The sequence below is a fragment of the Streptococcus huangxiaojuni genome, from assembly GCF_040930515.1.
Lineage (GTDB): Bacteria > Bacillota > Bacilli > Lactobacillales > Streptococcaceae > Streptococcus > Streptococcus huangxiaojuni.
Map to the genome: position 1 here is coordinate 1 of NZ_JBFQEG010000011.1, position 20,136 is coordinate 20,136.

Below are 20,136 nucleotides of genomic sequence, written 5' to 3' on the forward strand. Positions count from 1 at the left end.
CTTTGAGACAACTCCTTTATTCTAGCAAATCATACGAGAGCTGTCAAGGACTTTTTCCTTTTTTCCCCTCAGACTCTCTCTGACAGCTCAATTAGTATAGCATCTCTTCTCATCTATTGTCAAGGGGTTTTTGGTATTTTTTTAAATATTCTTCTTCACCATAGCCTCTTTTTATCAAACCTTGGGCTGAACACTCCAGCAAGTGCTGACAAAAAGTGCTGATATAATCATGATCCTGAGCACTGAGTTGCTTTCGGGAAAAGTATCTGCGTAGAGCCTTATAGTCTCGTCCGTATTTCACAAAAAAGTCATTATCGGCCAAAAGCTGTTCAAAAGCTTTTAGGTTGGCTATCAGTCCCAGATGAAAAGCTGTTGGTGCAAAAGTGTTCTCAAATTTCTGCGTGCAAACACTACGGAATTCAACCGTTCCTCGCTTTGTCAAGTTCTGATACTGATAGCTGCGATGAAGGAGCAGATCTCCCTGTTCTGGCTTAATGGGCACCTCCTGCCCTTTCAAGTCAAAAGCGGCGATAGTATCTTTACCCAGATACTCATCGACCCTTATTGGATCAAAATACAGATATTTTCCCTTTCTTTCTGCAGTAAATACTGCGGTCTTTGCCAGATTAGCAAAAAACTCTTCTTCTGTTTGGAAATTTTTCTCATTTACTCCCACGTTTTCCTGAAAATAACCATGCATGGAGTCTTCCCAAAAGATGTCTCTGGCAATTTTAGTATCCCATTCTTCAGCGGGAAATTCCGAGTTAGCAAAAAGATAAGCTTTAGCGGCTTCAATTTTATTAAAAGCGTTGATAACATTTAAATAATTGTCTCGGCTGACATCTAACTGGACTTGGTTCCCGCATATAAAAGAACCATACAGCGGATAAGAATGAAAGGCGAATGATTTCTTCTGCTTGGAACGGGCCAAAAAAGCTAAAAGCATCTGATAACGCGGCAGCCGTACGGCTGAATTGTCATTTAAATTCCAGAAGGGGTGTATCCCTCTTCCTTGCAGTTCATGCTGTCTCTCCCTCAAATAAGACTGAATGACTTCAAGATAAACTGAAAATTTTGCTTCTACCTCCTGAATACTTTCTGCCTTGGCAAAAGCAAACTCTAAAGTGTTATACGAAACTTCAAATAAAATGCGGTCCCCATTGGCATTTACCACTTGGATAGGGTTCCCTTCCCAGTCTTGTTCTTCTGCTTCGAAATGCAGGTCGCTGTGGATTAAATAGGACAAAAGTCCCTTTGCGACAGCAAGGTCTGTAGCTTTTTGGGCCAAATTAACAATAGGAAACTCCAGTTCTACACCAACATAGAGTTCCGGCTTCTTCTGAATAGGCAGCAGATATTTTTCTTTTAATAAATGAATCGCTGTGCTCATAGGCCCCTCCTCTTTTGTTTGAGCCTTATTATAGCAAAATTATACAGAAAAACCAATGATTGTTACTCACAGATGACAGCCAAAGCTCGTTTTTATTGAAAATCGACTGCTGTTCTGGCCGACAAACTTCCAAATATTAAAAAAACACCTGCTTGCGAAGTCCTTCTACACTTCTAGAAAGATTTCGCAAACAAGTGTTGCTTCATCATGATGAGTGTTACCGCCGGGGAAAACCCAGCGGTAGACCAGAGCTAGACTAAGATTTATCTTTCTTATAAATCCATCATCATAACACTCAACAAAACTGATGATTTATACTAATTCAATGATTGCCATTGGGGCAGCATCACCACGGCGCGGTTCTGTTTTCAAAATACGCGTATAGCCTCCATTGCGCTCAGCATAACGGGGTGCAATATCGTCAAACAGTTTTTGTAAAGCTGTAGTTGATACATACTTATCTGCATCATCATCGTAGCTTTCTGACGCAATTTCGTTACGAACAAAGGCAGCAGCCTGACGGCGCGCATGTAAATCACCGCGTTTACCTAAAGTAATCATCTTTTCAACAGATTTGCGAATTTCTTTAGCACGCGCTTCTGTTGTAACAATAGACTCGTTGATAATCAGATCTGTCGTCAGATCACGAAGCATTGCTTTACGCTGTGAACTCGTACGTCCTAATTTACGATAAGCCATTTTGTCCTCCTATGTTATTTATCGTTTTTCAAGCCCAGACCAAGATCTGCAAGTTTTACTTTTACCTCTTCAAGGCTTTTGCGGCCAAGGTTACGGACTTTCATCATTTCTGGTTCAGTTTTTTCTGTTAAATCAAAAACTGTGTTAATTCCTGCACGCTTCAAACAATTGTATGAACGCACCGATAAATCCAATTCTTCAATAGTACGATCAAGCACTTGTTCATCATTAACCGTTTCAACTTCCTTCATTACTTCAGTTGTTTTGGCAACTTCTGTCAAATCAGTAAACAAGTTTAAATGTTCAATAAGAACGCGAGCTGAAAGACCTAAGGCATCTTCCGGAATAATTGTGCCGTTAGTCATGATTTCAATTGTTAATTTATCAAAACCGTCATTGCTGCCGACACGGGCAGGCTCTACTTGATAATTAACCTTTTTCACTGGTGTGTATATAGAATCTACTCCCAGTGTTCCCACAGGTGCATCATCTTTTTTATTGTTTTCTGCAGGTACATAACCACGGTTTGTTGCAACAGTCATCGTTGCTTTCAAATTGTAGCCTTCTGCGATTGTAAATAAATAGTGATCAGGATTAACAATTTCAATGTCGCTGTCAGTCAAAATGTCTCCGGCAGTAATTTCTGCAGGACCTTCAACATCAAGTTCAATCATTTTTTCATCATTTACGTAAGATTTTACCGCAAGTCCCTTAATATTAAGGATAATCTGCATAACATCTTCGCGTACACCCGGGATTGTATCAAATTCGTGGAGTACTCCATCAATCTTAATTGATGTTACTGCTGCACCCGGAAGTGAAGACAGAAGTACACGACGAAGAGAATTACCTAGAGTTGTTCCATAGCCGCGCTCCAGCGGTTCGATAACAAATCTGCCATAATCTTTATTTTCATCAATTTTTGTTATTATTGGTTTTTCAAACTCAATCATTTATTTCCCCCTCGAAACGAATCTTGTGTACTACTTACTAATTATATGATTATACACGACGACGTTTTGGAGGACGAGCACCATTATGCGGCACAGGAGTCACATCACGGATTGCAGTCACTTCCAGACCGGCAGCAGCGAGCGCACGAATAGCCGACTCACGACCTGAACCTGGACCTTTCACAGAAACTTCAACAGTCTTGAGCCCATGTTCTTGTGCAGATTTGGCAGCAGCTTCAGAAGCCATTTGGGCAGCAAATGGGGTTGATTTACGAGAACCTTTAAACCCAAGAGCACCAGCCGATGACCAAGCAATTGCATTGCCATGCACATCTGTAATCATAACAATAGTGTTATTAAATGTAGCGTGAATATGAGCAACACCGGATTCGATGTTCTTCTTCACTCGACGCTTACGTGTTGGTTTAGCCAATTTTTGCCACCTCCTATTTTATTTCTTCTTACCAGCAATGGCAACAGCTCTTCCTTTACGAGTACGAGCGTTGTTTTTGGTATTTTGTCCGCGGACAGGCAGACCGCGGCGATGGCGGATTCCTCTATATGAGCCAATCTCCATCAAACGTTTGATGTTTAAATTAACTTCGCGGCGAAGATCTCCTTCGACCTTAACATTATCAACCTCGCGGCGAATGGCGTCTTCTTGATCAGTTGTTAAATCTTTAACACGAATATCCTCTGAGACTTCAGCAGCTGCTAAAATTTTTTTCGCTGTTGGCAAACCGATCCCATAAATATAAGTTAATGAAACAACCACACGTTTATCGTTTGGAATATCCACTCCAGCAATACGAGCCATGTTTTCTCCTTTCTAAATTTCTTTAACCTTGACGTTGCTTGTGTTTTGGATTTGCCGGACAAATCACCATAACACGACCGTTGCGGCGAATAACCTTGCAGTATTCGCAGATTGGTTTAACCGATGGTCTTACCTTCATCTTCAATCCCTCCAATTATTTCGATTATTTAAAGCGGTATGTGATTCGGCCGCGTGTCAAGTCATATGGACTCATCTCAACAGTAACACGATCACCTACCAAAATACGAATGTAGTTCTTCCGGATTTTTCCTGATACAGTTGCCAAAATTTGGTGTCCGTTTTCCAACTCAACAGTAAACATTGCATTGGGCATCGTTTCAACAACCTTACCTTCGATTTCAATCACATCTTCTTTTGCCACGCAAAAGCACCCCCCTAAATTTCGATTTGCTTATCTCTGGACACAGAGATAACCATTATAAGCCAGACTAGCCTATTATATCACGTCTCTTCTGCTTACGCAAGTGAGGCAGAGCAATTATTTCATCGCTTCAACTGCTTTTTTGATAGCTTGAAAAACCGAATCAATCGCTTGGTTTCCTTCGATATCAAAAACAATCCCTTCCTTGCGGTAATGAGCAAGGATAGGCTCACTTTGCGCAACATTGACATCAAGACGGCGTTTGACTGTCTCTGGTTTATCATCATCGCGCTGATAATAGTCTTCTTCCTTATAGTTTTCATCTTTAACCGGCGGATTAAAAACTTTATGGAAGGTTTCTCCCGTTTTGCGGTTGATAATCCGTCCGCTGAGACGTTCCAATAAAGAGGATGGATCAACATCAATATTGATAACGCCATCAAGCTTCAAACCTAAGCCTGACAGAATAGTATCAAGGGCATGAGCCTGCTCAATTGTACGCGGATAGCCGTCAAGCAGAAAGCCTTTCTCAGCAATATCCGCCTGAGCCAAGCGTTCTTTTACGATACCGTCTGTTACTTCATCCGGTACAAGCTCCCCTTTATCTATATAGGCTTTAGCCTGCAAGCCCATCTCAGTTTGATCAGCTATGGCTGAGCGAAACATATCGCCGGTAGAAATATGCACTATTCCGAACTCATCAACAATCTTAGCCGCCTGAGTACCTTTACCAGCACCCGGCAGTCCCATAATCAAAAGATTCATGCTAATCTCCTTAGTGAATGCAATGGGCAGAACCATACTTTTCTGACACAGTTTAAGTTTAATGGCAGTTTGCCCAAAAGTTTTTCGGCTGACCAGATTCCTAAAACCTTAAGAAACCAGACAAACAATTTAAATTTTACGATTCATGGGTTCTTATCTCAAAATAAGCGAACTTGAGTTTATTCCAAAGCTTTTCTCAGTCCTTTCGTGGACAAACCGGAAAGCTGCCTCAAGTCCGCCATCAATCTGAATATCACAAATCTAAATTCTTAATATACAGCTATCATCCGATATCAGCTGTATTCATAAAGCCAACGTACTGTCTCTTTAAGAGATAGCCTTCCAGCTGTTTCATACCCTCAATGCCTGTTGAAATTAAAATCAAGAGACTAGTTCCCCCTAATGCAACGCTTGAAGACAGGTTCAACCATTGCTGAGCAACGATAGGGCTCAAAGAAACAAAAGCAAGGAAAACTGAGCCGACTGTTGCTAGTTTTTTCAGCAAGGACGACATATACTCTTCTGTTTCCCGGCCAGGTCTCACACTAGGAATATAAGAAGAATTTTTCTGCAGATTTTCTGCAGTTTTTTCCGGATTGACCTGAACGAACGTATAGAAGAAAGAAAAAAGTACAATCAGCAAAGCGTAAACAAACATCCCTGAAGGCGTTTGATAATTTAAAAGATTCTGCAAAGTAGTCAGCCAAGGAATATCCCTTCCATTTTGGAAAAAGGGAATAACTGTGCTGGGAATGGTTGTGATAGAGCTGGCAAAAATAACTGGGATAACACCGGCCGGATTAACTTTCAAAGGAAGATAAGAACTAGTCGGTGCTCCTTGCGAAAGTTTCGTATACTGAATCGGAATTTTATACTCAGCCTGCTGAACAAATGTCGTAAAGAAAATAACAGCAAGTGTAGCAAGAACTAAGATACCGACAACGATGAAAGAGCGATTTAATTCACTGACGCGGATATTGACAAAATAGTCCTCATAAATCGTACGGACAGTGTCAGGAATCGACGAGATAATCCCAGCAAAGATAATCATTGAAATACCATTTCCAAAACCTTTATCTGTGATTTGCTCTCCCAGCCAAGTCACAATCATACTTCCTGTCGTTAACAGTGCACCAATAAGCAAATAGGTTTGCAGATTAGGTGTCGCCACAATCCCTACACTTGACAAGGTGTTAAAACCGTAGGCGATACCGATAGATTGGACAAAGGCAAACACCAAAGAGATATAGCGGGTCGCCTGATTGAGTTTTCGGCGGCCAACTTCCCCTTGCTTGCTCCACTCAACAAAGCGCGGAACAATATCCATTTGCAGGAGCTGTACAATGATAGAGGCCGTAATATAAGGACTGACCCCCATTGAAAATACTGAAAAATTGCCCAGAGCATTACCACTCACCAGATTCAGCATATTTAAAAACGGAAGATCGCTGAGCTGCCCCAGATTTTTAGCATTAATCCCCGGAACGGTGATATGGGTACCTATTCGAAAGACCAAAATAATAAAGAGCGTAAAGAAAATTTTACTTCTGACATTTTTTATCTTTAAGGCATCTTTGAGTAATTTAAAGAACATAATGAGCTACCTCTCATTAAACGACTTCAGTAGAACCACCTTTAGCAGTGATTGCTGCTTCAGCATTTTTTGAAAATTTAGCTGCTTTAACAGTCAAAGTTTTAGTCAGTTCACCGTTGGCAAGAATTTTCACTCCTGATTTTTCGGAACGGATAATTCCCTTCTTCTTAAGAAGATCCGGTGTTACTTCTGTACCATCTTCAAAAACATTTAACTGCTCAAGACCAACAAGAGCGTATTCTTTGGCGTTAATGTTAGTGAAACCGCGTTTTGGAAGACGGCGGAACAACGGTGTTTGTCCACCTTCAAAACCTAGACGGATGCTACCGCCGCTGCGGGCTTTTTGGCCTTTTTGTCCACGGCCGGCAGTTTTCCCATTTCCAGATGAGCTGCCGCGGCCTACACGTTTACGAACTTTGCGAGAGCCCTGAGCAGGCTTGAGTTCATGAAGTTTCATTTATTTTTTCTCCTTATTGTAAAATGCTAGCGCCAGTAGAGCACAAAGGATTTATGCCCTACCAACTCGCCTATACTTATGATTTAGTTTAAGCCGCAAGAAAACTCGCGACTTAACTTTTTATATACAGCAGTCAAACAGCAGCGCAGTCTGCTAAATTTAAGAAGCAGACTGATGTCTGGCTTTGCTTTGCCTGTGAAGAAAGAGGCAAAAACAGCACAACTGCTTTGACCAGATCAGTTAGCCTTCTTCAACAGCTACCAAATGCGCTACTCTGTTTACCATACCGCGAATGGCTGCATTGTCTTCTTTAACAACTGAACTGTTTATCTTGCTAAGTCCGAGGGCAACAAGTGTTTTTCTTTGCTCTGGTTTGCGTCCGATCGGAGACTTAGTCAAAGTTATTTTAATTTGAGCCATGTCAATCTCCTTTCTTATCCCAAATCAGCTACTGAAAGTCCGCGCAGGGAAGCGACTTCTTCAGCACGTTTAAGCTGTTTCAAACCTTCCATTGTTGCACGCACAATATTGATTGGCGTATTAGAGCCTAATGATTTAGAAGATACATCTGCAATACCTGCTAATTCAACAACGGCACGCACTGCACCGCCAGCAGCAACTCCGGCCCCTTCAACCGCAGGTTTCAGCAGAACACGTGCTCCGCTGAATTCTGACCGAACTTCATGCGGGATTGTTGTTCCTACCATTGGGACATCAATCATATTTTTCTTAGCAGCCTCTGAAGCCTTACGGATAGCTTCAGGTACTTCCTGAGCTTTACCAGTGCCAAAACCGACATTACCGTTGCGGTCGCCGACAACAACTAACGCTGCAAAGCGAAGACGACGGCCCCCTTTAACAACTTTTGTTACTCGGTTAATCGCAACTACCCGCTCTTCAAGTTCAACTGCATTGTCTTTAAATGCCATTATTCAGTGTCCTCCCTCTTAGAATTTCAATCCATTTTCACGAGCTGAGTCAGCCAAAGCTTTCACACGTCCGTGATAGAGATATCCACCGCGGTCAAACACCACTTCAGAAATACCTTTAGCTACTGCGCGTTCAGCGACTAATTTACCAACAACAGCGGCCTGTTCTGTTTTCGTTCCATCAGAAACGTCTTTATCAAGAGTTGATGCGCTTGCAAGCGTTACACCCGCTACGTCATCAATTACTTGAGCGTAGATGCCTTTATTAGAACGAAAAACGTTCAAACGTGGGCGATCAGCAGTTCCAGAGAGTTTACCGCGAACGCGACGGTGGCGTTTTTTACGGAGTTTATTTTTATCTGGCTTTGAAATCACAATTTTCACCTCTTAAATATTATTTTTCTTTGTTTTATTACTAAATACAAAGCACTTAATACGCAGAAACAGAGCCCTGCATATTTTACAGCCTTCCTATTTACCTGTTTTACCTTCTTTACGGCGAACGTATTCACCAACATAGCGAATACCCTTGCCTTTATAAGGCTCAGGAGCACGAAGACTGCGAATATAAGCAGCTGTCTGACCGACAACTTCTTTATTGATTCCGCTGACAACGATTGATGTTGCTGACGGCACTTCAAAAGTAATGCCTTCTGGAGCAGTTACTTCATCTTGATGGGATTTCCCAACGGAAAGGACTAATTTTTTGCCTTGAAGCTGAGCACGGTACCCAACCCCTTGCATTTCAAGTTCTTTTTTAAAGCCTTCTGATACACCGACTACCATGTTATTTAAATTAGCACGGCTTGTTCCATGAATCATTTTCATTGCTTTAGAATCGTTGGGGCGATGCAGTGTTATTTCACTGCCTTCAGTTTTAATTTCAATATCCTTGTTAAATTCACGGCTGAGCTCCCCTTTAGGGCCTTTTACCGTAACAAGATTATCTTTATTGGTGATTTCAACACCGGCAGGCAATACAATTGCCTTATTACCAATACGTGACATAATTCAATTTCTCCTGTTAGATTATCAAGCCGCCGCAGGCGACTAGTTTTCACGGGGACTCATGATACAAAGGCTTTAGCCTATCTTCAAATGAGTATTTTTAGGCAGAATCTCTCTCGAGATTTTACCAGATATAAGCAATAACTTCTCCGCCAACATTCTTTTGACGAGCTTCTTTATCAGTCAAAAGACCTTCTGATGTCGAAATAATCGCAATTCCAAGTCCGTTAAGAACCTTAGGAACATCTCTTCTTTTGGCGTAGACACGCAGGCCTGGTTTTGAAATACGTTTCAAATTAGTGATGACACGTTCGCCGTTCGGACCGTATTTTAAGAAAACACGAATAATGCCTTGCTTATTGTCTTCAATAATTTCTACATTTTTTATGAAGCCTTCGCGTTTGAGGATTTCAGCAATCCCTTTTTTGATATTAGATGCAGGCGCCTCAAGCATTTCATGCTTTTCTTGATTGGCATTGCGGATGCGCGTCAAGAAGTCTGCAATTGGGTCAGTCATAACCATTTTATTATTTCTCCTCTATTTACTAGTAGTTTGATACACTCACTTGCTAGTTAATGAATGATACAAAGGCTGCAGCAAAATCCATAATCTTACTCCATCTGTTATGCAGGCAGCCTGATTCATTATTTACCAAGAAGCTTTTGTTACACCTGGAATTTGGCCTTTATAAGCCAATTCACGGAAGCAAACACGGCAAAGTTTGAATTTGCGGTAAACCGAGTGCGGGCGTCCGCAGCGTTCACAGCGTGTATAAGCCTGCGTTGAGAACTTTGCAGGACGTTTGCTCTTAGCAATCATTGATTTTTTAGCCAATTTAAATCCTCCTTTTTATTTCGCAAAAGGCATGCCAAGACCCGTCAGCAATTCTCGTGACTCTTCGTCAGTATTGGCAGTAGTAACAATGACGATATCCAGTCCGCGAACCTTATCAACATTGTCAAAATTAATTTCCGGGAAAATCAGCTGCTCTCTCACACCAAGTGTATAGTTCCCGCGGCCGTCAAAAGACTTTGTGGAAACACCGTGGAAATCACGGACACGCGGCAGTGAAACAGTTACCAATTTATCTAAGAAATCATACATCCGCTCACCGCGAAGAGTAACTTTTGCACCAATTGCGACACCTTCACGAAGACGGAAGCCAGCAATTGATTTTTTAGCTCTGGTAATTAACGGTTTTTGTCCTGAAATAAGAGCCAATTCTTCAGCTGCTTTTTCAAGGTTCTTCGCATTTGAAACAGCGTCACCCACGCCCATATTGAGAACGATCTTCTCAACCTTAGGCACAGCCATCACAGAAGTGTAGTTAAACTTTTCTGTCAAAGCAGGAACAACTTCATTAACATATTTTTCTTTTAAGCGATTTGCCATTATGCCTCTCCTTTCCTTCGTGATTAATCAAGCACTTCGCCTGATTTTTTATTGTAACGGACTTTCTTGCCGTCAACAAATTTGTAACCGACACGCCCTGCAACACCGTTTTTATCCAGCACTTGCACATTTGACGCATGAATGGGTGCTTCTTGCTCAACAATAGCGCCTTGAGGGTTGGCAGCATTTGGTTTTTGGTGTTTTTTAACAATAGCAACACCTTCAACAACAACCTTATTTACTTTTGGAAGAGCTTTAAGAACAACGGATTCGACCCCTCTGTCCTTTCCAGCAATAACGCGAACCTTATCGCCTTTTTTTACAAACATTAATTTTCTCCTATGATATTTCTTACGCCCTGAGGGCACCCTAGCTCAAGCTAGGGGACTTCGTTTGTGGTTTAAATAACTTCCGGTGCCAGAGAAACGATCCTCATATAGCCGCCTTCACGCAATTCGCGGGCAACCGGACCAAAGATACGAGTCCCGCGAGGTGTCTTGTCATCACGGATGATAACAGCCGCATTTTCGTCAAATTTGATATAAGAACCATCTGGGCGACGAGCGCCTGATTTTGTACGAACAATAACAGCTTTAACAACATCACCTTTTTTAACAGCACCACCAGGAGTAGCTTGTTTTACCGAAGCAACGATAACATCGCCGATATTAGCAATCTTTCGTCCTGAACCACCAAGTACTTTAATAGTCAGGATTTCACGAGCACCGCTATTATCAGCAACTTTCAAGCGAGTTTCTTGTTGAATCATTTCAATTGTCTCCTTTTAGTTTCAATATTAGATAATAACAGCTTTCTCGATCACTTCGACAAGACGGAAATGTTTTGTAGCCGACAGCGGACGAGTTTCCATGATACGAACAATATCGCCTTCTTTAGCAAGATTGTTTTCATCATGTGCTTTATATTTCTTTGAATAGTTGATACGCTTGCCATAGACTGGGTGATTACGCTTGGTTTCAACTATAACAGTAATTGTTTTGTCCATCTTATCAGACACAACACGTCCAATAAGAACTTTACGTTTATTACGTTCCATTATTAGAAGACTCCTTTCCCAATCTATTCTTTCGTTTCAGCCTGCACAGTCTTAACACGGGCAATTTGTTTTTTCACTTCGCGCAAACGTGCAGTTTGATCAAGCTGACCTGCTGCAGCTTGGAAACGAAGGTCAAATAATTCTTTTTTGAGTTCGTTTTCTTTTTTAGCAAGCTCTTCTTGAGACAAGCCACGAAGCTCTTTAACAAAATCTTTAATTTCTTGAAGTTTCATGTCTTCTCCTTACTCTGCTTCACGTTTTACGAATTTAGTCTTAACCGGCAGCTTGTGACTGGCCAGACGAAGGGCTTCACGCGCTACTTCTTCAGAAACACCTGCAACTTCAAACATTACTTTGCCGCGTTTAACTGGTGCTACCCAGCCTTCAGGTGCCCCTTTACCAGACCCCATACGTACACCGATTGCTTTTGCGGTGTATGATTTATGAGGGAAAATTTTAATCCAAACTTTACCGCCACGTTTCATGTAGCGTGTCATAGCAATACGGGCAGCTTCAATTTGGCGGTTGGAAATCCAGTGGCTGCTTGTTGCCTGAAGACCGTATTCACCAAAATCGACTTGTTTGCCGCCTTTAGCCTCACCACGCATTTTTCCGCGAAATTCGCGGCGGTGTTTAACACGTTTAGGTACTAACATTTGTTATTTCCCTCCTTTAGTGTTTTTACGTTCAGGAAGAACCTCGCCGCGGTAAATCCAGACTTTAACACCGAGTTTACCGTAGGTTGTGTCAGCTTCTTCCCAAGCATAATCAATATCTGCACGAAGTGTGTGAAGCGGAACTGTTCCTTCAGAGTAGCCTTCGCTCCGCGCAATATCAGCACCGTTTAAACGGCCGGAAACTTGGGTTTTAATTCCTTTAGCTCCCGCACGCATTGTCCGCTGAATAGCCTGTTTTTGAGCACGGCGGAAAGCGACACGCTGCTCGAGCTGACGGGCAATATTTTCGCCGACCAGATGAGCATCGAGATCCGGTGCTTTAATTTCAATAATATTGATGTGTACTTGCTTGCCTGTCAGTTTATTAAGCTGTGCACGAAGAGCATCAACATTAGAACCGCCTTTCCCGATAACCATACCAGGCTTAGCAGTGTGAACTGTTACAATTACTTTATTTACAGCACGCTCAATTTCAATGGTAGAAACTGAAGCATCTGCCAATTCTTTGTTGATAAATTTACGGATCGCCAGATCTTCATGAAGGTAATCCGCGTATTCTTTTTCAGCATACCATTTCGCATCCCAGTCACGGATGATTCCGACACGCATACCAATTGGATGTACTTTTTGACCCACGATTTTACCTCCTTATTTTTCTGCTACAACTACAGTAACGTGAGTTGTCCGTTTGTTAATCGGCGAAGCCGACCCTTTCGCACGGGGACGGAAACGTTTCATCGTTGGTCCCTCATTAGCGAATGTTTCAGATACCACTAAATCAGCCTTCTCTAAACCAAAGTTGTTTTCTGCATTGGCGATGGCTGAATTAAGGGTTTTTTCAACCACACGAGCGGCTTTATTAGGCGTAAACTTTAAAATTGCAATTGCGTCAGCAACATTTTTCCCTCGAATAAGATCAAGCACAAGACGTGTTTTCCGAGGTGAAACACGCACTGTACGAGCCATTGCTTTAGCTGAAGTAATTTCTGCCATTGTGTTTTCTCCTCCTATTAACGACGTGTTCTCTTATCGTCAGCTGCGTGACCTTTGTAAGTCCTAGTCGGTGCAAATTCACCCAATTTATGACCTACCATGTCTTCCTGAATATAGACAGGAACATGTTTGCGTCCATCGTAAACAGCGATTGTATACCCAATAAAACTTGGAAAAATCGTTGAACGACGTGACCATGTTTTAATTACTTTTTTCTTTTCGTCATTAGCCTGAGCTTCAATTTTTTTCATCAAGTGCTCATCGACGAAAGGGCCTTTTTTAAGACTGCGTCCCATTTTAATCTTTCTCCTTTAAATAGATACCACAGCGGCTTGGGAATAAGACAGAAAAACCGTACCATCCTCTCAGACCAAGCGCCCCTGCCAGCAAACCAAAAGATTGAGCCTGCAGAAGCGGGTTTATAGAGGCAGATTTATCTGTCCTTACCCTACCGAGCTGGCGGATGTTAGTAGTGATAAAGCGTGTCTGCATGTTTTCCTTGCTCAAAGCATGCTGCCCAGCAGGCAAAACCACACAGCCGCTCATTTGATTTTGCAGCTAATTGTTGTTCAAACGCCTATTTTTCATTACGGCGACGAACAATAAGTTTATTAGATTTAGCTTTTTTGCTCCGTGTTTTCAAGCCCAGTGCTGGTTTGCCCCATGGAGTAGATGGTGCTTTGCGTCCAACTGGCGCTTTACCTTCACCACCACCGTGTGGGTGATCATTGGGGTTCATTACGGAACCGCGCACTGTAGGACGAATCCCTTTCCAGCGGCTGCGGCCGGCCTTGCCGACATTAATCAGGCTTTGCTGTTCGTTGCCGACAGTACCGATTGTTGCCCGGCAAGTGCCTAGAATCATCCGAACTTCACCTGACTGCAGGCGTACAAGCACATACTTGCCTTCCTGCCCCAGCACTTGAGCTGACGCACCGGCAGCACGGATAAGCTCAGCTCCCCTGCCTGGTTTAAGCTCAATGTTGTGAACTACAGTACCGACTGGAATATTTGCCAGCGGCAGAGCATTCCCAGCCTTAATATCAGCATCAGGACCAGATACAATGCGGTGTCCGACTTCAAGGCCTTTCGGCGCAAGAATATAGGCCTTTACCCCATCTGTATAGTGCACCAAAGCGATATTAGCTGTACGGTTCGGATCATATTCAATTGTCTTAACCACTGCTTCAACGCCGTCTTTATTACGTTTGAAGTCAATCAAACGGTAGTGGCGCTTATGTCCCCCGCCCTGATGACGGACAGTGATGCGACCTTGGTTGTTGCGGCCGGCCTTGCTCTTCAAAGGAACAAGCAACGATTTCTCCGGAGTTGTTGTAGTGATTTCTGCAAAATCCAAAGAAGTCATATTACGACGGCCATTTGTCGTTGGTTTATAAACTTTAATACCCACCTTATTTCCTCCTTAGATTATTCAGCTTCTGTTTCAAATAAATCGATTGATTTAGAGTCAGCTGTCAGTGTGACAATAGCTTTCTTAGTCTTGTTTGTAAAGCCGGTATAGCGGCCGACACGTTTTGCTTTGGGTTTAACATTAATCGTGTTAACACTGGCAACCTTAACACCTTCAAAAGCAGCTTCAATAGCTTGTTTAATCAAGAGTTTGTGCGCGCGTGTATCAACCTCAAAAGTATACTTCCCTGATTCCAAATCATAGGTTGCTTTTTCGGTAATAACGGGCTTTTTAATGACATCGTATAAATTCATTATGCAAGAACCTCCTCAATTTTAGAGATTGCTTCTTTAGTAACCAAAATCTTGTCACTGTTAACAATATCAAGAACACTTGCGGTCTCTGCTGTAGCTACCGCTACACCCGGAAGGTTGCGGGCTGACAGTTCAGCAAAGCGATTGCCTTCTTCAAGAATAACAAGAATTTTTGAATCAACATTAAGCGCAGCGAGAGTTTTTGCAAACTCAGCAGTTTTAGGAGCTGCGAATGAAAGAGCATCTACAGCAATCATTTTATCTTCAGCAACTTTCGCCGAATAAACGGACTTCAAAGCAAGCCGGCGAACTTTTTGCGGAAGTTTATAAGCATACGAACGCGGAGTCGGTCCAAAGACAACACCGCCGCCTCGCCATTGCGGAGCACGAATGGAACCTTGACGAGCACGTCCGGTACCCTTTTGGCGCCACGGTTTACGTCCGCCGCCGCGCACTGCAGAACGGTTTTTCACTGCATGCGTTCCTTGGCGTAGGCTGGCACGCTGACTGATTAACACATCAAAAACAACCGCTTCATTCGGTTCAATACCAAAAACAGCATCGTTTAAAGTGATTTCGCTGACTTCTTTACCAGTCTGGTCAAATAGTTTTACGTTGGCCATTTTTACTGATTTCCCCTTTCCTTATTATTTAGCAGCTTTAACTGCTGATTTGATGATAACAAGAGATTTTTTAGCCCCCGGTACATTCCCTTTAATAAGGATAGCATTTTTTTCCGGAATCACTTGCACCACTTCGAGGTTTTGCACAGTTACACGGTTACCGCCCATTTGTCCTGCCAATTTCTTGCCCTTGAAGACACGGTTAGGATCAACCGGCCCCATAGAGCCCGGACGGCGGTGATAGCGCGAACCGTGTGACATAGGACCGCGTGATTGTCCATGGCGTTTAATCGCCCCTTGAAAACCTTTTCCTTTTGTTGTTCCAGTGACATCAACAACATCACCAGCTTCGAAAGTATCAACTGTAATTTCCTGACCAACTTCCAAGCCTTCAATGTTTTTGAATTCACGAATGAAGCGCTTAGGAGCTGTGTCAGCTTTTGCTGCATGGCCTTGGGCGGGTTTGTTACTCAGCACTTGACGTTTGTCATCAAAACCGACTTGAACAGCTTCATAGCCGTCTGTTTCAACAGTTTTAACCTGAAGAACGACATTCGGTGTCGCTTCAATGACCGTTACAGGAATAAATTCACCGTTTTCTGTGAAGATTTGAGTCATTCCCACTTTTTTCCCTAAGATTCCTTTTGTCATGAGAACTATTTCCTTTACTTATAATTTATTGTTTGATTTTTTGTGAGCCTTCCCGCTCAGAAAGTTTTATCCTAGAGTGCTTTCAAACTCTGTGAAATCGCTCCTTAAAGCTTGATCTCAACATTAACTCCGCTTGGCAGATCCAGTTTCATCAAAGCATCCACTGTTTTCTGAGTTGGGTTGATGATATCAATCAAACGTTTATGCGTCCGCATTTCAAACTGTTCACGAGAATCTTTATACTTGTGAGTTGCGCGGATAACAGTATAAAGACTGCGTTCGGTTGGCAGCGGAACCGGTCCGGCTACTGCTGCACCAGTGCGCGTTGTCGTTTCAACAATCTTTTCAGCTGCTGCGTCCAATGTGCGGTGTTCGTACGCCTTCAGGCGGATACGGATTTTTCTATTTGCCATCTTTTCTCCTCTCGTCTATTTACGATAATAGGCTAGCTCTTCAAGAAAACCGACAGGCAGTTGCGTGGCAATGCAACCGAGCGTGTCGCAACCTCTTGCATCATAGCTAAAGCTGCTTTTTACAGCACCCACCTATAATATCAGATTTGACAAGGCTTTGCAAGGGGTTTTTGCAGATTTTTTTGATTTAAGAGCAAGAAAAGGTTTTCATGATGCTTTGAAGACTCTATGAATAACCGTTAGCTATTCCAAGGCAAAAATGGGTTTTGGCCGCCATGTTTTACCTCAGGCTTTTTATTTTATAATGAATACTTTTTAAAAATAGCTAAGAGCCCGGGATACAAAACAGGTATGATTGTATCAACAATCATGCCTGTCTGATTATGTTCGCACCTATTATTTAAAAGTTTACCAAATGATAATACACCATTAACTTATTACATAGGTATTTCCCGAAAAGGATGGCTTGAATGATGCCGATGAACTTTTGAAGGTAGATTTAAGGATAAACTGGAAGGCACATATTTATATGAAGTATTCTATGGAAATTTTATGCGCTTAGTTTGACAATTCTAGAGATAATAGTCCCTTTCTCTATTTTTCCAAAATCATTTTTTTAAGAACAGGGCCTAGAAAAAAGATTTGAATAGAGAAAGCTAGTGGAAAATTAAGTACCAGAGTCGTTAGAACAGTCGGCAGGAAGTTCCCCCAAGGCAGTTTAAATAAAATCGAAGAAACAACTGCTATAATAGGACACATAACACAAACGATACAAATCCGCTTGACTGTTGGCTGCATGAATCGGGGAATTTCCTGTGGCTTAGCCAGCCTTGCAACTAAACCTTCAGCCAGCGGATTGCCCAAAAATTTCTGCATGATAAAGACTAAAAGACCAATCCACCAGACCTCCGTCAAAACATCCAAGAACAAGCTATAATTAGCACCGCCGCTTTTAAGAGCTAGATTATAATATTCCATGCAAAAGCTCCTCGCAAAAGCCATTGCTAAAGAAAAGACATCTTCTCGTGCCCTGCTGATTTTCATTGTCAAGCCTCCTTACTGTTTATCCTAGCCTAAAAATGAAGCACCTGCAATTCTTGTTTTAAAGTTTTTTTATTCTAAAACCGAATAAAACATCTTTTTAATGCACATACAAATCGGACAGAGACGGCAAAACGAGTCTTAACCAAAGCAATAAGCAATTTTAACAGATTCCAAAATCTAATCACCTTCAAACTAAAACCTATCAAACGCACTACAATAAAAAAGAGGTATAAGGGACTTGTGTAAAACACCCCTAATCCTCTTTATAATGCTGAAAAACAGTGCAGATAAAATTTATTGCTGGATAAAATCAAGAAAGTGACGGGCAGCTTTAGAAAGAGCGGATCCTTTTTTATAATAAATAACGAGTTCCGTCTCCAAATGCGGCAGAATAGGAACCAGACTGACAAAGTTTTGGGTATTGATATAAGCAACCGGTTTTGCCATTAGAAGCGATATCCCCATTCCTTTGCTCACAAGGTCCACAATATTTTCAGCCCGCTTGCCGGTATAAGTGACTGCTGGCGTAAAACCAGCCTGTTGGCAAGCTTTAAAACATAACGAATATAAAACCGAATCAGGCGGCAAAAACAAAAATTCTTCACCTCTGAGCTCAGATAAATTGACAGCATCCTCACCAGCTAACGGATGATCATGAGGTAAAACCACCACCATATAATCTGTCGTAAATTTAATAGTTGAAAAGCAATCAGCTTCTTCCTGATTGTCTTTATGTGGCAAAAAGCGACGTATAAAGGCTAAATCACAGTCTCCGCTTCTAATTTTTTCTTTCAGCTGATGGGCTTCCCCTTCAATAATTTTTATATTAATCTTAACATTCCTTTTTTAAATTCTAAAAGAATATCAGTAATGCCATAAGGTGCCATCAAGGGAATAGAACCGATAGTCAGATTTCTTTCCTTGGCATCTTGAAAATTGATAAGCTCGGTATTGCACTGATGCTGCAATTCTATCATCTGTGACGCATAATTAAGGAAAATTTTACCGGCTTCACTAAGTCTGACAGAACGTCTGGTTCGGTCAAACAGCAAAACACCAAGCTCCCGCTCCAGCGACTGAATATGCTTAGACAGACTGGACTGGGAAATAAATGTTTGTTCAGCGGCTTCTGAATAATTCTCTGTTTTAGCCAGTACAATAAATGCCTTAATATGATTGAGGTCCATAATATTACCTACTTCTCTTTCGCATATACCATTTGTATTTATAATAGAGGAACAGCCACCTAAACAAATTATCCATAAGCGTAGCCAGCCAGACACCGGAAAGACCTAATCCAAGCCAAAGGCCCAAAACGCAGCCGAGCACTACCCGAATCAGCCACATTCCGACAGTTGTCGCATACAAGGGAAGTTTTGCCTGACCAAGCCCCTGCCAGACAGCTGTAAAAATCAAGGTCCCGGCAGTAGCAGGACTGCCGATAAAAGAGAAAAATAAAACAACTAAGCTGGCCTGAACTGCTCCTGTATCTGCTGTAAAGAGATAGGTTAAATATCGGCCGCAGAAGAAGGTTAAGGTCCCAATTAGCAGCATCAAAACCAGAGAAATCAGATAAGAATCTCTGACTAAAGCCCGAATTTCTTTTTCATTCCCCTCACCAAGACTATGGGCAACCAATATTACAGCTGCTGTTGCCACACCCATACCGGGCATATAATTAAACTGAGTCAAGGTCTCCCCGATAGCATTACCGGCAACAACTGCTGTACCAAACTGAACGACTAGGGCTATCACAACAATGTCACCAGCGCGCATCATTAAACGTTCAGCTGCGGCAGGCAGGGCCAGGCCAAGTAAGTCTTTATCTGCTCTTGGCCGTAACTGCCTAAAAATCTCTTTAAGAGGGAGCTGGCTACCTAAGATAATAACGCCCAACAGGCGGGAAAAAACTGTCGCTCCGGCAACTCCTGCCACTCCCCATTTAAAAACAAAGACTGCACAGGCGGACAAAAAAGCGTTCAGAAAATTAATCACTAAACTGACCGTCATGGGCAGCACAAACTTCCCCTGCGCCCGTAAAAGGGCCCCAAAAGTTATCATTAAAGCGAGACTTATCACCAAGCCCCCCACAATTATCAAGTAAAGACCGCCCTCCTGTGTCACAGGAGGGGCAGTTCCTAATACCTGTAAAACCGTTCTGCCAAACAGCAGGGAGAACAGACCTAAAACAAGACCTAAGACAAGTGTTATAAAAACAGACTCAGCTTGATAGTGCCTAGTTTTTGCTTCATCTCTTTCACCGTAGCTCTTAGCTATCAGACTGGAGACCGCGCTGCCAAGGGCAATAAAAAGCGCTTGATAAACAGTAATGATATTATTAGCAACTGATACGCCGGAAACAGCAGCCAAACCCACCTGAGCTACCAGATAATTATCTGCAATCCCCATAAGCATCTGCAGAAAATTTTCTCCCATAGCCGGCAAAGCCAGTCTAATAATTTTCTTTTTTGAATTCATAGTACGACACGAGACAGTTAAACCACGGACAGCAGCTTTATTTTAAATAGTTGGCATTCTCTATGAAATGGAGGCAAACAGCCTAAGT

At 42.2% G+C, this 20,136-nt stretch carries 35 protein-coding genes; all 35 read right to left on the bottom strand.

Annotation, left to right across the window (positions count from 1 at the left end; genetic code table 11):
- Positions 1–109: 109 nt before the first annotated feature.
- A complete protein-coding gene (locus AB3329_RS07020) occupies positions 110–1,390 on the bottom strand; it encodes a glutamate-cysteine ligase family protein (protein WP_368395101.1) in 1,281 nt (426 codons plus the stop codon).
- Between the two features lie 312 nt (positions 1,391–1,702).
- Positions 1,703–2,089 (bottom strand): 50S ribosomal protein L17, encoded by a 387-nt coding sequence (gene rplQ / locus AB3329_RS07025; RefSeq protein WP_067064873.1) that lies wholly within the window; start codon positions 2,087–2,089, stop codon positions 1,703–1,705.
- A gap of 14 nt (positions 2,090–2,103) precedes the next feature.
- Positions 2,104–3,042, bottom strand: a complete 939-nt coding sequence (locus tag AB3329_RS07030) for a DNA-directed RNA polymerase subunit alpha (RefSeq protein ID WP_368395104.1) — start codon at positions 3,040–3,042, stop codon at positions 2,104–2,106.
- A gap of 49 nt (positions 3,043–3,091) precedes the next feature.
- Complete coding sequence (gene rpsK / locus AB3329_RS07035; RefSeq protein ID WP_067064867.1) at positions 3,092–3,475, bottom strand: 30S ribosomal protein S11; 384 nt, start codon at positions 3,473–3,475, stop codon at positions 3,092–3,094.
- A gap of 18 nt (positions 3,476–3,493) precedes the next feature.
- Complete coding sequence (gene rpsM / locus AB3329_RS07040; protein ID WP_067064864.1) at positions 3,494–3,859, bottom strand: 30S ribosomal protein S13; 366 nt, start codon at positions 3,857–3,859, stop codon at positions 3,494–3,496.
- A 22-nt stretch (positions 3,860–3,881) separates the two neighbouring features.
- Complete coding sequence (gene rpmJ / locus AB3329_RS07045; protein ID WP_001808836.1) at positions 3,882–3,998, bottom strand: 50S ribosomal protein L36; 117 nt, start codon at positions 3,996–3,998, stop codon at positions 3,882–3,884.
- 24 nt (positions 3,999–4,022) lie between these two features.
- Positions 4,023–4,241 carry a translation initiation factor IF-1 gene (gene infA, locus AB3329_RS07050; RefSeq protein WP_001040189.1) on the bottom strand — a complete coding sequence of 73 codons (219 nt, stop codon included), beginning with the start codon at positions 4,239–4,241 and terminating at the stop codon, positions 4,023–4,025.
- 117 nt (positions 4,242–4,358) lie between these two features.
- Entirely contained in the window at positions 4,359–5,006 is a 648-nt protein-coding gene (locus tag AB3329_RS07055) for an adenylate kinase (protein ID WP_368395115.1), read from the bottom strand.
- Between the two features lie 283 nt (positions 5,007–5,289).
- Positions 5,290–6,600, bottom strand: a complete 1,311-nt coding sequence (gene secY, locus AB3329_RS07060; protein WP_368395116.1) for a preprotein translocase subunit SecY — start codon at positions 6,598–6,600, stop codon at positions 5,290–5,292.
- A 16-nt stretch (positions 6,601–6,616) separates the two neighbouring features.
- On the bottom strand, positions 6,617–7,057 hold the full coding sequence (gene rplO / locus AB3329_RS07065; protein ID WP_368395117.1) for a 50S ribosomal protein L15: 441 nt from the start codon (positions 7,055–7,057) through the stop codon (positions 6,617–6,619).
- 240 nt (positions 7,058–7,297) lie between these two features.
- Positions 7,298–7,477 carry a 50S ribosomal protein L30 gene (rpmD, locus tag AB3329_RS07070; RefSeq protein WP_067064841.1) on the bottom strand — a complete coding sequence of 60 codons (180 nt, stop codon included), beginning with the start codon at positions 7,475–7,477 and terminating at the stop codon, positions 7,298–7,300.
- Positions 7,478–7,491: 14 nt separating this feature from the next.
- Complete coding sequence (gene rpsE, locus AB3329_RS07075) at positions 7,492–7,986, bottom strand: 30S ribosomal protein S5 (RefSeq protein ID WP_067064834.1); 495 nt, start codon at positions 7,984–7,986, stop codon at positions 7,492–7,494.
- Positions 7,987–8,004: 18 nt separating this feature from the next.
- A complete protein-coding gene (gene rplR, locus AB3329_RS07080; protein ID WP_368395120.1) occupies positions 8,005–8,361 on the bottom strand; it encodes a 50S ribosomal protein L18 in 357 nt (118 codons plus the stop codon).
- A gap of 96 nt (positions 8,362–8,457) precedes the next feature.
- On the bottom strand, positions 8,458–8,994 hold the full coding sequence (gene rplF, locus AB3329_RS07085) for a 50S ribosomal protein L6 (RefSeq protein WP_368395122.1): 537 nt from the start codon (positions 8,992–8,994) through the stop codon (positions 8,458–8,460).
- Positions 8,995–9,118: 124 nt separating this feature from the next.
- Positions 9,119–9,517, bottom strand: coding sequence for a 30S ribosomal protein S8 (rpsH, locus tag AB3329_RS07090; RefSeq protein WP_368395123.1), 399 nt, complete (start codon positions 9,515–9,517; stop codon positions 9,119–9,121).
- A gap of 126 nt (positions 9,518–9,643) precedes the next feature.
- Entirely contained in the window at positions 9,644–9,829 is a 186-nt protein-coding gene (locus tag AB3329_RS07095) for a type Z 30S ribosomal protein S14 (protein WP_067064824.1), read from the bottom strand.
- A gap of 15 nt (positions 9,830–9,844) precedes the next feature.
- Positions 9,845–10,387, bottom strand: a complete 543-nt coding sequence (gene rplE / locus AB3329_RS07100) for a 50S ribosomal protein L5 (protein ID WP_067064822.1) — start codon at positions 10,385–10,387, stop codon at positions 9,845–9,847.
- 23 nt (positions 10,388–10,410) lie between these two features.
- A complete protein-coding gene (gene rplX / locus AB3329_RS07105) occupies positions 10,411–10,716 on the bottom strand; it encodes a 50S ribosomal protein L24 (RefSeq protein ID WP_368395125.1) in 306 nt (101 codons plus the stop codon).
- Positions 10,717–10,787: 71 nt separating this feature from the next.
- A complete protein-coding gene (gene rplN / locus AB3329_RS07110) occupies positions 10,788–11,156 on the bottom strand; it encodes a 50S ribosomal protein L14 (RefSeq protein WP_067064818.1) in 369 nt (122 codons plus the stop codon).
- Positions 11,157–11,183: 27 nt separating this feature from the next.
- A complete protein-coding gene (gene rpsQ / locus AB3329_RS07115; RefSeq protein WP_067064815.1) occupies positions 11,184–11,444 on the bottom strand; it encodes a 30S ribosomal protein S17 in 261 nt (86 codons plus the stop codon).
- 23 nt (positions 11,445–11,467) lie between these two features.
- Positions 11,468–11,677, bottom strand: a complete 210-nt coding sequence (gene rpmC / locus AB3329_RS07120) for a 50S ribosomal protein L29 (protein ID WP_067064813.1) — start codon at positions 11,675–11,677, stop codon at positions 11,468–11,470.
- Positions 11,678–11,686: 9 nt separating this feature from the next.
- Positions 11,687–12,100 (bottom strand): 50S ribosomal protein L16, encoded by a 414-nt coding sequence (rplP, locus tag AB3329_RS07125; protein WP_067064810.1) that lies wholly within the window; start codon positions 12,098–12,100, stop codon positions 11,687–11,689.
- Positions 12,101–12,103: 3 nt separating this feature from the next.
- Positions 12,104–12,757 (bottom strand): 30S ribosomal protein S3, encoded by a 654-nt coding sequence (gene rpsC / locus AB3329_RS07130; protein WP_067064808.1) that lies wholly within the window; start codon positions 12,755–12,757, stop codon positions 12,104–12,106.
- A gap of 12 nt (positions 12,758–12,769) precedes the next feature.
- On the bottom strand, positions 12,770–13,114 hold the full coding sequence (gene rplV / locus AB3329_RS07135; protein WP_067064805.1) for a 50S ribosomal protein L22: 345 nt from the start codon (positions 13,112–13,114) through the stop codon (positions 12,770–12,772).
- 17 nt (positions 13,115–13,131) lie between these two features.
- Entirely contained in the window at positions 13,132–13,410 is a 279-nt protein-coding gene (gene rpsS / locus AB3329_RS07140) for a 30S ribosomal protein S19 (protein ID WP_003079295.1), read from the bottom strand.
- Position 13,411: 1 nt separating this feature from the next.
- Positions 13,412–13,648 (bottom strand): hypothetical protein, encoded by a 237-nt coding sequence (locus tag AB3329_RS07145; RefSeq protein WP_368395128.1) that lies wholly within the window; start codon positions 13,646–13,648, stop codon positions 13,412–13,414.
- A gap of 43 nt (positions 13,649–13,691) precedes the next feature.
- On the bottom strand, positions 13,692–14,525 hold the full coding sequence (gene rplB / locus AB3329_RS07150; protein WP_368395130.1) for a 50S ribosomal protein L2: 834 nt from the start codon (positions 14,523–14,525) through the stop codon (positions 13,692–13,694).
- A gap of 17 nt (positions 14,526–14,542) precedes the next feature.
- Positions 14,543–14,839: a 50S ribosomal protein L23 gene (locus AB3329_RS07155; RefSeq protein ID WP_067064800.1), complete on the bottom strand. Its 297-nt coding sequence runs from the start codon at positions 14,837–14,839 to the stop codon at positions 14,543–14,545.
- Complete coding sequence (gene rplD / locus AB3329_RS07160) at positions 14,839–15,462, bottom strand: 50S ribosomal protein L4 (RefSeq protein WP_368395131.1); 624 nt, start codon at positions 15,460–15,462, stop codon at positions 14,839–14,841. The genes AB3329_RS07155 and rplD overlap by 1 nt, the downstream gene beginning before the upstream one ends.
- Before the next feature lie 24 nt (positions 15,463–15,486).
- Positions 15,487–16,113: a 50S ribosomal protein L3 gene (gene rplC / locus AB3329_RS07165; protein ID WP_067064795.1), complete on the bottom strand. Its 627-nt coding sequence runs from the start codon at positions 16,111–16,113 to the stop codon at positions 15,487–15,489.
- A gap of 104 nt (positions 16,114–16,217) precedes the next feature.
- Complete coding sequence (gene rpsJ, locus AB3329_RS07170; protein WP_368395132.1) at positions 16,218–16,526, bottom strand: 30S ribosomal protein S10; 309 nt, start codon at positions 16,524–16,526, stop codon at positions 16,218–16,220.
- Positions 16,527–17,120: 594 nt separating this feature from the next.
- Positions 17,121–17,504: a hypothetical protein gene (locus tag AB3329_RS07175; protein ID WP_368395133.1), complete on the bottom strand. Its 384-nt coding sequence runs from the start codon at positions 17,502–17,504 to the stop codon at positions 17,121–17,123.
- Positions 17,505–17,864: 360 nt separating this feature from the next.
- Positions 17,865–18,401: a LysR family transcriptional regulator substrate-binding protein gene (locus tag AB3329_RS07180; RefSeq protein ID WP_368395199.1), complete on the bottom strand. Its 537-nt coding sequence runs from the start codon at positions 18,399–18,401 to the stop codon at positions 17,865–17,867.
- On the bottom strand, positions 18,392–18,757 hold the full coding sequence (locus tag AB3329_RS07185) for a LysR family transcriptional regulator (RefSeq protein ID WP_368395134.1): 366 nt from the start codon (positions 18,755–18,757) through the stop codon (positions 18,392–18,394). The genes AB3329_RS07180 and AB3329_RS07185 overlap by 10 nt, the downstream gene beginning before the upstream one ends.
- A gap of 4 nt (positions 18,758–18,761) precedes the next feature.
- A complete protein-coding gene (locus AB3329_RS07190) occupies positions 18,762–20,048 on the bottom strand; it encodes an MATE family efflux transporter (RefSeq protein ID WP_368395136.1) in 1,287 nt (428 codons plus the stop codon).
- Positions 20,049–20,136: the final 88 nt, after the last annotated feature.

Coding starts and splice junctions, on each gene's coding strand:
- rplE (WP_067064822.1), bottom strand. CDS start 10,387: ATGGCAAATCGCTTAAAAGAAAAATATGTTAATGAAGTTGTTCCTGCT.
- rplN (WP_067064818.1), bottom strand. CDS start 11,156: ATGATTCAACAAGAAACTCGCTTGAAAGTTGCTGATAATAGCGGTGCT.
- AB3329_RS07020 (WP_368395101.1), bottom strand. CDS start 1,390: ATGAGCACAGCGATTCATTTATTAAAAGAAAAATATCTGCTGCCTATT.
- rpmJ (WP_001808836.1), bottom strand. CDS start 3,998: ATGAAGGTAAGACCATCGGTTAAACCAATCTGCGAATACTGCAAGGTT.
- AB3329_RS07055 (WP_368395115.1), bottom strand. CDS start 5,006: ATGAATCTTTTGATTATGGGACTGCCGGGTGCTGGTAAAGGTACTCAG.
- AB3329_RS07185 (WP_368395134.1), bottom strand. CDS start 18,757: ATGGACCTCAATCATATTAAGGCATTTATTGTACTGGCTAAAACAGAG.
- rplO (WP_368395117.1), bottom strand. CDS start 7,057: ATGAAACTTCATGAACTCAAGCCTGCTCAGGGCTCTCGCAAAGTTCGT.
- AB3329_RS07190 (WP_368395136.1), bottom strand. CDS start 20,048: ATGAATTCAAAAAAGAAAATTATTAGACTGGCTTTGCCGGCTATGGGA.
- rplD (WP_368395131.1), bottom strand. CDS start 15,462: ATGGCCAACGTAAAACTATTTGACCAGACTGGTAAAGAAGTCAGCGAA.
- rpmC (WP_067064813.1), bottom strand. CDS start 11,677: ATGAAACTTCAAGAAATTAAAGATTTTGTTAAAGAGCTTCGTGGCTTG.
- rpsE (WP_067064834.1), bottom strand. CDS start 7,986: ATGGCATTTAAAGACAATGCAGTTGAACTTGAAGAGCGGGTAGTTGCG.
- rpsJ (WP_368395132.1), bottom strand. CDS start 16,526: ATGGCAAATAGAAAAATCCGTATCCGCCTGAAGGCGTACGAACACCGC.
- rplV (WP_067064805.1), bottom strand. CDS start 13,114: ATGGCAGAAATTACTTCAGCTAAAGCAATGGCTCGTACAGTGCGTGTT.
- rpsS (WP_003079295.1), bottom strand. CDS start 13,410: ATGGGACGCAGTCTTAAAAAAGGCCCTTTCGTCGATGAGCACTTGATG.
- rplP (WP_067064810.1), bottom strand. CDS start 12,100: ATGTTAGTACCTAAACGTGTTAAACACCGCCGCGAATTTCGCGGAAAA.
- rpsQ (WP_067064815.1), bottom strand. CDS start 11,444: ATGGAACGTAATAAACGTAAAGTTCTTATTGGACGTGTTGTGTCTGAT.
- AB3329_RS07030 (WP_368395104.1), bottom strand. CDS start 3,042: ATGATTGAGTTTGAAAAACCAATAATAACAAAAATTGATGAAAATAAA.
- secY (WP_368395116.1), bottom strand. CDS start 6,600: ATGTTCTTTAAATTACTCAAAGATGCCTTAAAGATAAAAAATGTCAGA.
- rplQ (WP_067064873.1), bottom strand. CDS start 2,089: ATGGCTTATCGTAAATTAGGACGTACGAGTTCACAGCGTAAAGCAATG.
- rplX (WP_368395125.1), bottom strand. CDS start 10,716: ATGTTTGTAAAAAAAGGCGATAAGGTTCGCGTTATTGCTGGAAAGGAC.
- rpsM (WP_067064864.1), bottom strand. CDS start 3,859: ATGGCTCGTATTGCTGGAGTGGATATTCCAAACGATAAACGTGTGGTT.
- AB3329_RS07175 (WP_368395133.1), bottom strand. CDS start 17,504: ATGGAATATTATAATCTAGCTCTTAAAAGCGGCGGTGCTAATTATAGC.
- AB3329_RS07155 (WP_067064800.1), bottom strand. CDS start 14,839: ATGAATTTATACGATGTCATTAAAAAGCCCGTTATTACCGAAAAAGCA.
- rplF (WP_368395122.1), bottom strand. CDS start 8,994: ATGTCACGTATTGGTAATAAGGCAATTGTATTGCCTGCCGGTGTTGAA.
- rpmD (WP_067064841.1), bottom strand. CDS start 7,477: ATGGCTCAAATTAAAATAACTTTGACTAAGTCTCCGATCGGACGCAAA.
- rplC (WP_067064795.1), bottom strand. CDS start 16,113: ATGACAAAAGGAATCTTAGGGAAAAAAGTGGGAATGACTCAAATCTTC.
- rpsH (WP_368395123.1), bottom strand. CDS start 9,517: ATGGTTATGACTGACCCAATTGCAGACTTCTTGACGCGCATCCGCAAT.